10 protein-coding genes are annotated in these 13,788 nt (G+C 64.9%); 5 read left to right on the top strand and 5 right to left on the bottom strand.

Annotated features, from left to right (window positions below):
* The first annotated feature begins 14 nt into the window (after nt 1-14).
* Nucleotides 15-578: a cytochrome P460 family protein gene (locus tag GGD63_RS26485; protein ID WP_183246099.1), complete on the top strand. Its 564-nt coding sequence runs from the start codon at nt 15-17 to the stop codon at nt 576-578.
* Nucleotides 579-602: 24 nt separating this feature from the next.
* On the opposite strand, the gene GGD63_RS26480 is transcribed toward GGD63_RS26485, so the two are convergent.
* From GGD63_RS26480 to GGD63_RS26470, 3 genes are all read right to left on the bottom strand, one after another.
* Nucleotides 603-4,112, bottom strand: a complete 3,510-nt coding sequence (locus tag GGD63_RS26480) for a hybrid sensor histidine kinase/response regulator (protein WP_183246098.1) — start codon at nt 4,110-4,112, stop codon at nt 603-605.
* A gap of 302 nt (nt 4,113-4,414) precedes the next feature.
* Entirely contained in the window at nt 4,415-5,644 is a 1,230-nt protein-coding gene (hemA, locus tag GGD63_RS26475) for a 5-aminolevulinate synthase (RefSeq protein ID WP_183246097.1), read from the bottom strand.
* Between the two features lie 198 nt (nt 5,645-5,842).
* Nucleotides 5,843-6,574 (bottom strand): GntR family transcriptional regulator, encoded by a 732-nt coding sequence (locus GGD63_RS26470; protein ID WP_183246096.1) that lies wholly within the window; start codon nt 6,572-6,574, stop codon nt 5,843-5,845.
* A gap of 159 nt (nt 6,575-6,733) precedes the next feature.
* On the opposite strand from GGD63_RS26470, the gene GGD63_RS26465 reads away from it, so the two are divergent.
* Genes GGD63_RS26465 through aroQ form a run of 4 tightly spaced genes read left to right on the top strand, consistent with a single transcriptional unit; the run spans nt 6,734 to nt 10,066 of the window.
* Entirely contained in the window at nt 6,734-7,762 is a 1,029-nt protein-coding gene (locus GGD63_RS26465; protein WP_246785648.1) for a TRAP transporter substrate-binding protein, read from the top strand.
* A 27-nt stretch (nt 7,763-7,789) separates the two neighbouring features.
* A complete protein-coding gene (locus GGD63_RS26460) occupies nt 7,790-8,338 on the top strand; it encodes a TRAP transporter small permease (RefSeq protein WP_183246095.1) in 549 nt (182 codons plus the stop codon).
* A complete protein-coding gene (locus GGD63_RS26455) occupies nt 8,335-9,615 on the top strand; it encodes a TRAP transporter large permease (RefSeq protein ID WP_183246094.1) in 1,281 nt (426 codons plus the stop codon). The genes GGD63_RS26460 and GGD63_RS26455 overlap by 4 nt, the downstream gene beginning before the upstream one ends.
* 19 nt (nt 9,616-9,634) lie before the next feature.
* On the top strand, nt 9,635-10,066 hold the full coding sequence (gene aroQ / locus GGD63_RS26450) for a type II 3-dehydroquinate dehydratase (protein ID WP_011084019.1): 432 nt from the start codon (nt 9,635-9,637) through the stop codon (nt 10,064-10,066).
* 181 nt (nt 10,067-10,247) lie between these two features.
* On the opposite strand, the gene GGD63_RS26445 is transcribed toward aroQ, so the two are convergent.
* A complete protein-coding gene (locus tag GGD63_RS26445) occupies nt 10,248-11,309 on the bottom strand; it encodes an MBL fold metallo-hydrolase (protein ID WP_183246093.1) in 1,062 nt (353 codons plus the stop codon).
* A gap of 238 nt (nt 11,310-11,547) precedes the next feature.
* Nucleotides 11,548-13,701, bottom strand: coding sequence for a methyl-accepting chemotaxis protein (locus tag GGD63_RS26440; protein ID WP_183246092.1), 2,154 nt, complete (start codon nt 13,699-13,701; stop codon nt 11,548-11,550).
* Nucleotides 13,702-13,788: the final 87 nt, after the last annotated feature.

Below are 13,788 nucleotides of genomic sequence, written 5' to 3'. Positions count from 1 at the left end.
CTTGAAGAAACATCATGACGCCTGTTGAACCCGAAACGAAAAAGCGCTCCTACGCTACGGTGATTACGCTTGCCGTGCTCCTTCTCGTCGTTCTCCTGACTTGCGTGCCCTATTTGGTCTCGATCGCCGCTGCCGAAGCACCGGCGCTAAACAACACGGCCGATGCATCGCCGATCTTCGGCGTCACGATTCCGCAGGGCTACAAGCGGTGGGAGCTGGTCGCGCCGGCCGAAGAGGCGGCGCCGCTCGACGAGCTTCGCACTGTCCTTGGCAACCAGACGGCCATCGAGACCTATCAGGCCGGCAAGCTTCCGTTCCCGGACGGCACCATTCTGGTCAAGCGCGCCTGGAAGCGGAAACAGTCACCGGAATTCGCATCCGCGACGATTCCCGGCGCCGCCACCACGGTGCAGGTGATGGTCAAGGATTCCAAAAAATACGCCTCAACCGGCGGCTGGGGTTTTGGCCGCTTCATCAACGGCAAGCCGGTCGACGAGGCCCAGCACCGCACCTGCTTCGCCTGCCACGACGCCCGCGCCAAAAGCCGCGATTATGTCTTCACGCGGCTCGCGCCGTGAGGCGCAAAGGAGTGCAGCAGCACCTCATTCCGCCGCCACCATCTGCTGCGTGCGCCACTGGCCGAGCAGGGCGCGGAGCGAGGCCGGCTTCACCGGCTTGTTGAGCACCGCGATCTTTTCCTCGCGCGCGGCCTGCTGCACGGCGGGGCTGCGGTCGGCGGTGATCAGGATCGCCGGAATGGCATCGCCGAAGCGGCGGCGGACCTCGCGGATCGCGGCGATGCCGTTGCCGCGGTCGAGGTGATAGTCGACGAGCAGGCCGGTGACGCGCTTGCCGGCTGCCTCGATCGCGGCGATCGCAGCTTCGGGATCGGCGACGGCGATCACCTCGGCGTCCCAGGCCTTCAGGAGCGTGCGCATGCCGTCGAGGATCGCGGCATCGTTCTCGATGCAGACGATCAGCGCGCCCGCGATCGGCGCGCGCGCCAGCGGCGTGGCGCTGGTGACGGCGGCCGTGAGGGTGATCGCCTTCGCCGTCGGCACCGTCACCGAGAAGACCGAGCCGCCGCCGACATTGGAGCCGATGGCGATGCTGTGGTTGAGCACGCGCGCCAGCCGTTCGACGATCGACAGCCCGAGGCCGAGGCCGCGCGCGATCCGCGCGCCTTGCTCCAGGCGGTGGAATTCCTTGAAGATCTCGCCGCGCTTGACCGGCGGGATGCCGACGCCGGTGTCGTAGACGCAGATCTTGAGCGAGGCGCCCTGGCGGCGGCAGCCGACCAGCACCCGGCCGCGCGGGGTGTATTTGATCGCGTTGGAGATCAGGTTCTGCAGCAGGCGCCGCAGCAGCAGCCGATCCGACTGCACCGGCAGCGAGCAGGGCACGAAAGCGAGATCGAGGCCCTTGGCGCGCGCGATCGGCGCGAACTCGATCTCGAGCGAGCGCATCAGATCGGCCATCTTGAAGCTCGAGATCGAGGTCGCCATCGCGCCGGCATCCAGCCGGGATATGTCGAGCAGCGCGCCGAGGATCTCCTCGATGGCCTGCAGCGACTCGTCGATGTTCTCGACCAGCCGCGTCTCCTCGCCATTGTGCTGGCGCTCGACCAGGCTGGTGACATAGAGCCGCGCCGCATTCAGCGGCTGGAGAATGTCGTGGCTCGCCGCGGCGAGGAAGCGCGTCTTGGAGATGCTGGCATCTTCCGCCGTGCTCTTGGCCAGCGCGAGTTCCGAGTTCAGTCGGGTCAATTCCTCGGTGCGGTCGCGCACGCGCTTTTCCAGCGTCGCATTGGCGCGCTCCAGCGCTTCCGCCGCCTCGAAGGTCGGTGTAACGTCGGTGAAGGTGATGACGAAGCCGCCGCCGGGCATGCGGTTGGTGAGCACTTCGATCACCATGTGACGTTCCGGCAGACGCTCGAGATAGGGCTCGCTGTCGGTGGTATAGGCCACGAGCCGCTGCTCGATCATCGCCTCGCGATCGGACTGATCGTCCGGATCGCTTACGCCCATGAATTCCAGGATTTCTCGCAAGGGCGTGCCGAACTGGATGAAATGCGGGGGAACGTTGAGGAGATCGCCGAACTGACGGTTGGAGCAGATCAGTTGTAGATCCGCATCGAACACCGCGATGCCCTGGCGCACATGATTGAGCGCGGTCTGGAGGATCTCGCGGTTGAAATGCAGCGCCGCATGGGAATCGTCGAGCAGCTTCAGCGCAGCCTTGGCGGAGACCGTCCGCTTGCGCAGCAGCAGCGACATCACGAGGCGCGAGGACGCAGCTCCGATCGACGAGGCGATCAGGTGCTCGGCGTGCTGCAGCAGCTCGAAATCGGCGGGTGCCCCGGGCTCGAGCCGCACGTTGCGCCGCGCCGAGAAGGCTTCGAAGGAATGCCGGGCGCGGTCGGGCCCGAGATATTGCGCCACCGTGGTCTGGATGTCCTGCACCGTGACGGTGGTGCGCCAGCGGCGGAAATTCGGGGCGATCGGGGCGAGCGTGTCGGGCACGAACAGATCGGCCTGCACCAGCTCGATCGACGACGGCCGCCGCGCCAGCGAGAGCAGCACATAGGTGAGGATGTTGAGCGACAGCGACCAGATCACGCCGTGCATCAGCGGCGGCAGGTCGGCGCCGAACAGCGCTTGCGGCCGCAGCGCCTCGATTCCGAACGGACCGTGCTGGAGCAGCAGGATGCCCGTCGTCGAGGAATCCATGAAGCTCGGTATGAACAGCGTGTAGAGCCACACCGCAAAGCCGACCAGCATGCCGCCGATCGCGCCGCGCGCGGTCGCGCGCCGCCACAGCAGCCCGCCGAAGAAGCTCGGCGCGAGCTGGGCGATGGCGGCAAAGGAGAGCAGGCCGATCGCGACGAGCTGGGTGTTGCCGAGCGCGCGGTAGTAGAAATAGGCCATCACCATGATGGCGAAGATCGCGAGCCGGCGCGAGCGCAGCAGGAAGTCGCTGAAATCGGCGCCGCCTGTGCGTCCCTGCGGCCGCCGTTGCAGCACCAGAGGCACCACGAGGTCGTTCGAGACCATGATCGAGAGCGCGACGCATTCGACGATGACCATCGCGGTTGCCGCCGACAGGCCGCCGACGAAGATGGCGACGCTGAGCAGATCCGCGCCGCCCTCCATCGGCAACGCCAGCACATACATATCAGGGTCGGCCGCGCCGAACGGGAAGCTGACGAGGCCGGCGAGCGCGATCGGGATCACGAACAGATTGATGGCGACGAGGTAGAGCGGGAACAGCCAGCGCGCGCGGCCGACCTCGGCGTCGCTGGAATTCTCCACCACGCTGACATGGAACTGCCGCGGCAGCAGCATGATCGCGCACAGCGACAGCAGCGTCATGGTCAGGAAGTTGCCGATCGACGGCGAATAGTTGATCGTGCGCACCGCCTCCGGCGTCTTCATCGCGCGCTCGATGAGTTCCTGCGGCGAGAACATCCAGAAGGTGACGAAGATGCCGGCAGCGAGGAAGGCGACCAGCTTGACGATGGATTCGGTCGCGACCGCCAGCATCAGGCCGTGCTGATGCTCGGTCGCATCGGTCTGCCGGGTGCCGAACAGCACGGCGAAGGCCGCCATTGCCAGCGTCACCATCAGCGCCATGTCGCCGAGGATCGGGATGTGGGAGAAAGCCTGATCCTCGCTGAGGATCGTCTGCAGCGAGGACGCCACCGCCTTGAGCTGGAGCGCGATGTAGGGCACCGAGCCGATGATCGCGATCAGCGCCACGGTCGCCGCCACGGCTTGGCTCTTGCCATAGCGCGCGCCGATGAAGTCGGCGATCGAGGTGATGTTGTGGGCCTTCGCAAGCTGGATCACGCGGCGGAGCACGCCGGCACCGAGCCCGATCATCAGGATCGGGCCGACATAGATCGCAAGGAAATCGGTCGAGGTGCGGGTGGCGAAGCCGACCGAGCCGAAGAAGGTCCAGGAGGTGCAGTAGATCGCCAGCGACAGCGGATAGATCAGCCCGGACGCGCGGCCGGGTCCGGCCAGCGAGCGGCGGTCGCCATGGCTCGCCACCAGGAACAGGAAGCCGATATAGCCGAAGGCGGCGGCGATCACGCCCCAGTCGTGCAGCATGGCGAGCGCGCTTCTCCCTGGGCGCCAACGCGCCCGGTCTCATTTTCCCTGCAAATCTAGCGCGTTGCAGGGACGCAAGCGACAGCGAAATGCCGTGCGGGGGGAGGAACTGGGGTTGTCGTTAAGCCGTAGGATGAGCTGCCGGCTCTCCCTCGCCCCGCTTGCGGGGAGAGGGTGGGGTGAGGGGGGCTCTCCGCGGGGACGGTGACAGTTGGACTCGCGGAGACTCCCCCTCACCCGGATCGCATCTGGCGATGCGATCCGGCCTCTCCCCGCAAGCGGGGAGAGGCAAGAGAAGAAGCCTACTCCGCCGCCAGCGACTTCTGCTTGAGCGGCAGGCCGAGGCGGTCCCACACTTGCAGCAGGGCTTCGGCGAGCTGATCGATCAGGCCGTCGTCGTGATAGGGCGAGGGCGTGATGCGCAGGCGCTCGCTGCCCTTGGCCACCGTCGGATAGTTGATCGGCTGAATGTAGATGCCGTGTTCCTCCAGCAGCAGGTCGGAAGCCTGCTTGCACTTCTCGGCGTCGCCGATGAATAGCGGCACGATGTGGGTGTCGCTCGACATGACAGGCAGGCCGGCGGCATTGAGGATCGCCTTGACACGGGCGGCGCGGTCCTGGTGGCGCTCGCGCTCCCAGTTCGAGGTCTTCAGATGCTTGATCGCGGCGGTCGCGGCCGAGCAGATCGCCGGCGGCAGCGCGGTGGTGAAGATGAAGCCCGGCGCGTAGGAGCGCACGGCGTCGATGATCTGGCCGTTGGCCGCGATGTAGCCGCCGAGGCAGCCGAAGGCCTTGGCCAGCGTGCCTTCGAGGATGTCGATGCGATGCATGACGCCGTCGCGTTCGGCGATGCCGCCACCGCGCGGGCCGTACATGCCGACCGCGTGAACCTCGTCGACATAGGTCATCGCGCCGTATTTCTCGGCGAGATCGCAGATCTTGGCGAGCGGGGCGACGTCGCCGTCCATGGAATAGAGGCTCTCGCAGACGATCAGCTTGGGCCGGTTCGGGTCGGCCGCCTTCAACAGCTCCTCGAGATGCGCCAGATCGTTGTGGCGGAACACGACCCGCTCGCAGCCCGACTGGCGGATGCCCTCGATCATCGAATTGTGGTTGAGCTCGTCCGACAGGATGAGACAGTTCGGAATGAGCTTTGCGATGGTCGGGATGCCGGTCTGGTTCGAGACATAGCCCGAGGTGAACAGCAGCGCGGCTTCCTTGCCGTGGAGATCGGCGAGCTCGGCCTCGAGCTGGACCAGCGGATGATGCGTGCCGGCGATGTTGCGGGTGCCGCCGGCGCCGGTGCCGACGCGGGTCGCGGTCTCGACCATGGCGCCGACCACTTTCGGGTGCTGGCCCATGCCGAGATAATCGTTGGAGCACCAGATCACGACGTCGCGCTTGCCCTTGGGCGAGTGCCAGACCGCATGCGGGAATCGGCCGGCCGTGCGTTCGAGATCAGCGAATACGCGATAGCGCCGTTCACTGTGCAGACGATCGAGGGCGGAATTGAAGAACTGGCTGTAATCCATCGGCAAAACCTAAGACGGAACTGACCAAAAGGGCCGCATCTTCTTAGAGCTTTTCCAGCTCCAATGTCTATGCGCTATCCCACATCTGGCCCTGGAGGGCATTTGGGCAAAATGCCCTATCGTGCGATTTGAAACTTGATCCCGATCAAGTTGGCGCGAGATATAATGCTGCTTTGCAGCATCTGCCGAAGCGCCGGTCTATCCGGCCTTGGCCTTCTTGCGCGGCTCGGCCCGCGAATCCTTGACCACCGCAGGCTTCAACCAATCCGAATTGCGCAAGGCATGTGTCACGCAATCGTGGATGTGGGTGTGCAGCACCTTATTCGCGCCCCTGGCGTCCCGCTTCAGCGCCAGCTCTTTCAACTCGCGATGTTCGGCGGCCGCCATCTCGCCGCGAAACACCACGGCGATCATCTGGTAGCGCAGATAGCGGTCGTAGACCGCGGCGTGCGCATCGAGCAGCACCTTGGAGCCGCAGGCCGCAACGAGCGCGCGGTGAAACTGGAAATCGCATTGTTTCCAGCTCTCGGCGTCGGATCGCTCGCCTGACAGCAGCATGCGCTCCATCGCGGCAAGCTTGTGATGAGCCGAGACGATGTGCGCCTCCCAGTCGAGATCGCCGGCCGCGAACGACTTCTCGATCATGTGGCCTTCGAGCAGCTCGCGCAGCTCGGCGATCTCCTGGAATTCCGCCGCCGAGATCGGCGCCACCTCGAAACCGCGCTGGCCTTCGGCAACGACGAAACCCTCCGAGCACAGCCGGTTCAGCGTCTCGCGCAGTGTCGAGATGCTTGTGCCGTAGGCGCTGCTCATCCGTTCGAGCTTGAGCTTCTGACCCGGCGTCAGCTTGCCGAAGATCAGGTCGGTGCGGATGCGGCGATAGGCGCTGTCGCCCACGGTTTCGGCGGTCGTCTCGGGAAGGGTGTCCATGCCTCATCCTAGCGCTTTGGACGTGCGTTTTGACAAATTTCCAAGCTTTATCAAGTGTTTCTTTTAATATCATACAAAATAGAAAATATAGGTTGATTTATCATTCGTCCTATAAGACTTTCCCGCCCCTAAGAACGAGATCAATCGGGGGAGGGGGCGATGCCCGTTCGGTTCAAACGTCTGGTTTTCGTTGCTGCGATCGGCGCGGTCGCTCTGGGCGCAATGGGGCCGGCCTCGGCGCAGGCCACCCAGGAGCGCACCATCCGCTGGGGGCACCTCAACAACACCGATCATCCCGTCAGCAAAGGCGTGCAGAAATTCGTCGAGATCGTCGCGGCAAAGAGCGGCGGCAAGATCAAGGTGCGCGAATATCCGGCCAATCAGCTCGGCAGCGAGATGCAGCAGCAATCGGCGCTGCGCGCCGGCACCCAGGAGATGCAGTCGCCGGCGACGACCTCGCTGGTCGGCATCGTCAAGGATTACGGGCTGATCGATTTCCCCTTCATCGTCTCGACCCCGCAGCAGGCCGATGCGCTGCTCGACGGACCGCTCGGTGCGGCGCTGCTGGCGAAACTGCCGGAGAAGGGGCTCGTCGGCCTCGCCTATTGGGATCTCGGCTTCCGCAACGTCACCAACAGCCGGCGGCCCATCACCAAGGGCGAGGACCTCGACGGCATCAAGATCCGCGTGATCCCGAACCCGGTGTATCTGGAGACCTTCAAGGCGTTCAACGCCAACCCGGTGCCGATGAGCTTCTCCGAGCTCTACAGCGCGCTGGAGACCCGCACCGTCGATGGCCAGGAGAATCCATTCTCCGTGATCCTTTCGAACAAGTTTTACGAGGTGCAGAAATATCTCAGTGTTACCAACCACACCTATTCGACCAACATCATCCTGATCTCCAAGAAATTCTGGGACGGGCTTTCGCCCGATGAGCAGAAGATCCTGCAAGATGCCGCGATCGAGGCCCGTGACTACCAGCGCAAGGTCAGCCGCGAGCAGGCCAAGGCCGCGATCGACGAGCTCAAGGCCAAGGGCATGGAGATCAACGCGATCGCGCCGGCCGAGCTCGACCGCATGCGCGCGAAGACCAGGCCGATCGCGGAGAAATTCTCTGCCGATTACGATCCTGCGCTCGTCAAGCTGTTCAACAGCGAGCTCGATCGCGTTCATGCGCTGAAGCCCTGAGCCAACGCGCCGGAGCGGTCAGAGATCATGAAAACGATCGTCGACGCCTACTTCCGGCTGCTGCGCGCAGTCATCGCGGTGCTGCTCGCCGCCATGGTGGTGCTGGTGTTCGGCAATGTGGTGCTGCGCTACGGCTTCAATTCCGGCATCGCTGTCTCGGAAGAGCTGTCGCGCTGGCTGTTCGTCTGGATGGTGTTCCTGGGTGCGATCATCGGCATGAAGGAGCACGCCCATCTCGGCGTGGACAGTCTCGTCAAGGTGCTGCCGCCGCTCGGTCGTAAGCTCTGCTACGGCCTCAGCCACGCGTTGATGCTGTACGCTTCAGTGCTGCTGACGGAAGGATCGTGGAAGCAGGCGGTGCTGAACTGGGACACGGTGGCGCCGGCCTCCGGGCTCTCGGTCGGCCTGTTCTATGCCGCCGGCATCGTGTTCGGCGCCTCCTCCTGCGTGATCATCGTGTACGAGCTTTACCGGCTCGCCACCCGGCAGATCGCCGATGCCGATCTCATCGCCATCAGCGAGTCCGAGGAACTCGCGCATTCTCCCGACGCCGCCGGCGGAAAGCTTCAGGGATGACCGTCGCCGTCTTCACCGTCTCGCTGCTGGGCACCATGGCGATCGGCATGCCGATCGCGTTCGCCCTGATTGTCTGCGGCATCGCGCTGATGACGTATCTTGCGATGTTCGACTCCCAGATCATCGCGCAGAACGTCATCAACGGCGTCGATTCCTTTCCGCTGATGGCGGTGCCGTTCTTCATCCTCGCCGGCGAGGTCATGAACACCGGCGGATTGGCGCGGCGCATCCTCAATTTCGCGATCGCGCTGGTCGGGCATTTCCGCGGCGGCCTCGGCTATGTCGCGATCCTCACCTCCTGCATCCTGGCCTCGCTGTCGGGTTCGGCGGTTGCGGACGCCGCGGCGCTAGGCGCGCTCCTGGTGCCGATGATGGCCGCCGCAGGCCACAGCCGTGCCAGTGCGGCCGGCCTCGTCGCGGCGGGCGGGATCATCGCTCCCGTGATCCCGCCCTCGATCGGCTTCGTCATCTTTGGTGTCGCCGCCAACGTCTCCATCACAAAGCTGTTTCTAGCCGGCATCGTGCCGGGCCTGCTGCTCGGCGTCGGCCTGTGCGTTGCCTGGTGGTGGGTGGTTCGCAGGGAGAACCCGGCGCGCCTGCCGCGCAAGAGCGTCGCCGAGATCTGGCGCGCGCTGATCGACGGCTTCTGGGCCTTGATGCTGCCGATGATCATCATCTTCGGCCTGCGCTTCGGCATCTTTACGCCGACAGAAGCCGCCGTCGTCGTTGCCGTCTATTCGCTTGTCGTGGCGATGGGCGTCTATCGCGAGCTCAGGCCGTCGCAACTGCCGGCGCTGCTGGTCTCGACCGCGCAGACCACGGCCGTGGTGATGTTCCTGGTCGCCGCCGCGCTGGTGTCGTCCTGGCTGATCACGGTTGCCGAAATCTCCGACCAGATCGTCGCGCTGGTCAAGCCGTTCGCGGGCAACCAGACGCTCCTCACCATCGTCCTGATGATCATCGTCGTGATCGTCGGCACCGCGCTCGACATGACGCCGACGATCCTGATCCTGACACCGATCCTGATGCCGATCGTCAAGCAGGCCGGCATCGACCCCGTCTATTTCGGCGTGCTCTTCATCATCAACAACGCGATCGGCCTGATCACGCCGCCGGTCGGCGTCGTGCTCAATGTGGTCGCCGGCGTCTCCCGCGTCTCGATGGACGATCTGATCCGTGGCGTCTGGCCCTTCATGATCGCGCAGCTGGCTGTGCTAGCCTTGCTGACGCTGTTCCCCGTTCTCGTCACCGGCCCGGCCAAGTGGTTCGGCGGCTAACTCCCAGAAGGACCCTTCCATGAAGCGCGTGATGATCCTCAACGGCCCCAACCTCAATATGCTCGGCATCCGCGAGCCGCATATCTATGGCACGACCACGCTCGCAGAGGTCAACGCGAGCTGCGAAGAGGCTGCCGCCAAGCTCGGACTCAAGCTCGCCTTCCATCAGTCCAACCATGAAGGCGTGCTGGTCGACCTGATCCAGTCGGCGCGCCAGGATGCCGATGCCATCGTCATCAATCCGGCGGGCCTGTCCTTCACCTCGGTCTCGATCATGGATGCGATCAAGACGTTTGAGGGCCCGGTGCTGGAGGTGCACATCTCCAACATCCACGCCCGCGACGAATATCATCGCCACTCGAAGATCTCGTTCGTGGCGACCGGCGTGATCTGCGGGCTGGGGCCGTTCGGCTACATCGCCGCGCTGCACGCGATCGCGAATATGAAGTGAGGTGTTAGCCGCAGCGACAGTGCGCTCCCTCGCCCCGTTCTTACGGGGAGAGGGTTGGGGTGAGGGGACTCTCCGCGGGGACGGTGAGAGTTGAGGTCGCGGAGACTCCCCCTCACCCGGAATCCGCGCTCCGCGCGCATTCCGGCCTCTCCCCGCAGGCGGGGAGAGGCGAAGACCAAACTCACGTCGTCCGGAACTGCAGCACGCCGTCCTTCGTCGCGGCCGTCAGCCGGCCCTCGACGATCATGTAGTTGACGTGGGCGACGAGCTCGCCGGCGGCAAAGCCCATCTGGTGTTCGTCCAGCACGTGCTTGTTGAATACCACGGGCACCAGTTCTCGCGAGGTCTTCGGCTGTTCGCGGCAGGCGTCCGCGATCAGGCGGCAGCGCTCCTCGTGGTGGTCGGCGAGCTGCTTGATGCGGGTCTTGAGGCCGTAGAACGGCACGCCGTGGCCGGGCAGCACCAGGAGGTCATAAGGCAAGGTGGTGGTGAGGCTTGCGAGCGATGCGAGATATTCGCCGAGCGAATTCTGGTCGGGCTCGACCGCCCACACGCTGACGTTCGGCGAGATCTTGCTCAGCACCTGGTCGGCGGAGAGGAACAGCTTGTCGTCGGCGCAATACAGCATCACCTGGTCGAGCGCGTGCCCGCCGCCGGTGATCACCTTGAAGCGGCGCGGGCCGATCACGATCTCGTCGCCATGCGAGATGCGGCGGTAGGACGGCGGCAGCACCGACACCTGCTTGAGATAATCCTGGCCGCGGCCGAGCAGCTTTTCGGTGAGCGACTCGTCCATGCCGTGACGGCGGAAGAACAGCCGCTGCGCGTTGCGACGCTCCTCGGTGCCGCGGTTCTGGTGATAGACCGATTGCAGGTATTCGACCTGCGACATTACCAGCGGGCAGTTGAAGCGCTCCACGATCCAGCCCGCGAGGCCGACATGATCGGGATGCGAGTGCGTGACGATCAGGCGCGTGATGTTGACGCCCTTCAGCGGGCCGTCGAACAGTTTCGTCCAGGCCTCGATCGTCTCCTCGTTGCCGAAGCCGGCATCGACCATGGCGTAGCCGTCGCCGTCGGCAAGCAGATAGATGTTCACGTGATTGAGGCGGAACGGCAATTTCAGCCGCGCCCACAACACGCCGGGTCGGACCTCCACGACCTCGTCGTGGCCGGGATGCTGTTCCCAGGGATAGCGCAGGGCCTCGGCGGAGGACTGCACGGTGTCGGGTTTCGAATGCATGCACTATCGGTACCCGCACATGGGGCGGGACGCCAGCCGAAAAAGGACAGGCCGTGGTCTCCGCATGGCCGGCATACCGGGCGGCGTTTTTCCGCGTGCCGGTTGAAGTCTGCCAAAAGCGCAGTCATTCCGGGGCGCGCGGCAGCGCGAACTATGGTGCGCGGTTGCGCACCTGAGAATCCGGAGATTGTAGCGCGAGATTCCGGGGTCGGCGCTGCGCGCCGCCCCCGAATGACGGTCAGGCCGCCCGCATGTTGTTGAGGAACGCGTCGATCTCTCCGCGCAGCATGTCGGCCTCGCGGCGGAGCGCGTCGGAGGCGCCCAGCACTTCGCTTGCCGCCGCGCCGGCCTCGGCGGACGCCGTGGAGACGCCGACGATGTTGCTGGAGACCTCGCTGGTGCCGCCGGCCGCATGCTGGATGTTGCGGGCGATCTCGCGGGTGGCCGCGCCCTGTTCCTCGACCGCGGCTGCGATCGTGGTGGTGACGTCGTTGATCTCGCCGATGATGCGGCCGATGCCCTGGATCGCACCGACCGCGGAGGTCGTCACCTGCTGCATGCTGGCGATCTGGGAGCGGATCTCTTCGGTCGCTTTCGCGGTCTGGCTCGCGAGGCTCTTCACTTCGGAGGCGACCACCGCGAAACCGCGGCCGGCCTCGCCCGCGCGCGCCGCCTCGATGGTGGCGTTGAGCGCGAGCAGGTTGGTCTGGGAGGCGATGGTCTGGATCAGGTCGACGACGACGCTGATGCGGCTTGCGCTGTCGGCGAGGCTCTGCACCGTGGTGTCGGTGGCGCCGGCCTCGTCGACCGCCTTCCTGGCGATCGCGGCCGAGGTGACGACCTGCTTGCTGATCTCCTCGATCGAGGACGACAGCTGCTCGGTGCCTGACGATACCGTCTGCACGTTGACCGAGGTCTCTTCCGCGGCGGAGGCGACCGCGTTCACCAGTGCGTTGGACTGATCGGCGGTAGTCGACATGCTCTGCGCGGTCGATTGCATCGAATTGGCCGATTGCGCCAGATTGTCGAGCGCGGAGCGCACCGTGCCCTCGAACTCGGCGATCCTGGCTTCCATGCGTGCGGCGCGCTCGGCCTTGGCGACCCGATCCTTGTCCTGCTCGCCGGCGAGCGCGCGGGCCTCGACCATGCTGCCGCGGAACACGGTCAGCGTGTCGGTCATCGCGCCGATCTCGTCATTGTGCTTCGAGCGCGCGATCTCGGTGTCGAGGTCGCCGGCCGAGAGCTGCTGCATGGCGCGCTGCAGACCGGTGATCCGGCGCAGGATATTGCGGCCGACATAGAGCCAGACGAACAGGGCCGAGCCGACCAGCATCAGCGCGCCCAGCCCCAGCATGACCGTTGTGGCGAGCGAAATCTCCTGCCGCGCCTGGAAGGTCGAGGCGTTGGTCTCCTTCTGCACGCCGTCGACAAGCTGCTGCACGCTGATGCCGAGGCCGACATTGAGCTTGCGTGTCTCGTCCAGGATGGTCTGGCCATAGTCGATGGAGTCGAGCTCCTTCTCGCGCAGATTGAACACGCCGGTCTTGCCGGTGCCGAGCGCGAGCAGCTTTTCCGCCGTCGCACGCAGCATCTTGTTGCCCTCATTGTCCGGCAGCAGATCGAGGTTGGACCGCAGGCGTCCCTGTGCCGTCTTGAACTCCTTCTGGATGTCGTCGAGCTTATCGCTCGTGCTCGCCGACAACGCCGCGCTCATGTCGGCGGCTGCGAGATTGCCGCTGGCAACGACGTTGCCGAGCTGGCCGACGGTCTGCGCGGCTTCGGTGGCATCTTCGGCCGACAGATTTGCCGAGCCGAGAATGGCGTTGACCCGGGTCTGCGCGTCCAGCATCGCCGGACTGGCCGCGCCGACGAAGGCGCCCTGGGCGCTGCGCAGCACGTCATATTGCTTGTCATGGAGGGCCGCGATGTCCAGCCGTTCGCGGGCGGCCTTGGCCAGGCTCTGGGCCGCCTCGTTAATGCTCTTCATCGTCTCGCTGAGTCCGGAGACGACAGCCTTGTCGCCGCCGAGCTCGATGATCTCGTTGAGCTTCTGCTGCGTCTGCTCCTGCAATTCCCTGAGCTTCTTGGTGCGCTCGTTCAGGGCTTCCTCGCTTTGAGCCGCAAGCAGGGCAGGTCCCTGTGCGGCAAGGCTCGCGCTCAGGGCCGACAATTGCAGGCTGGCAGCAAGGCGCGGAATGTCCCGCCCGCTCAGTTCCGTCATGCGTCCGCCGAGATTCTGCAGCGCGAGGCCGGCGCCGGCTGCGATCACGAGGCCCATGCCCGCAATCACGCCGAAGGCCGCAAACAGGCTACCGCGCACGCCCCATTGTGGCTTTTTGAAACGAGGCTTGGATCGACCAAGCAAACGGCCAACGCCCAGACGGATCGCCATCGAAATTCCCCCACGCTCTTGCTTCTGTTTTGTGGCGGGCAGTATCGGCAGGGCCGGTTAAAAAAATCGCAATTGGTGCAATCGCTT

The sequence above is a fragment of the Bradyrhizobium sp. cir1 genome (genome assembly GCF_014198245.1).
Taxonomy (GTDB): Bacteria; Pseudomonadota; Alphaproteobacteria; order Rhizobiales; family Xanthobacteraceae; genus Bradyrhizobium.
This window is presented reverse-complemented; position numbering and strand designations above follow the sequence as displayed.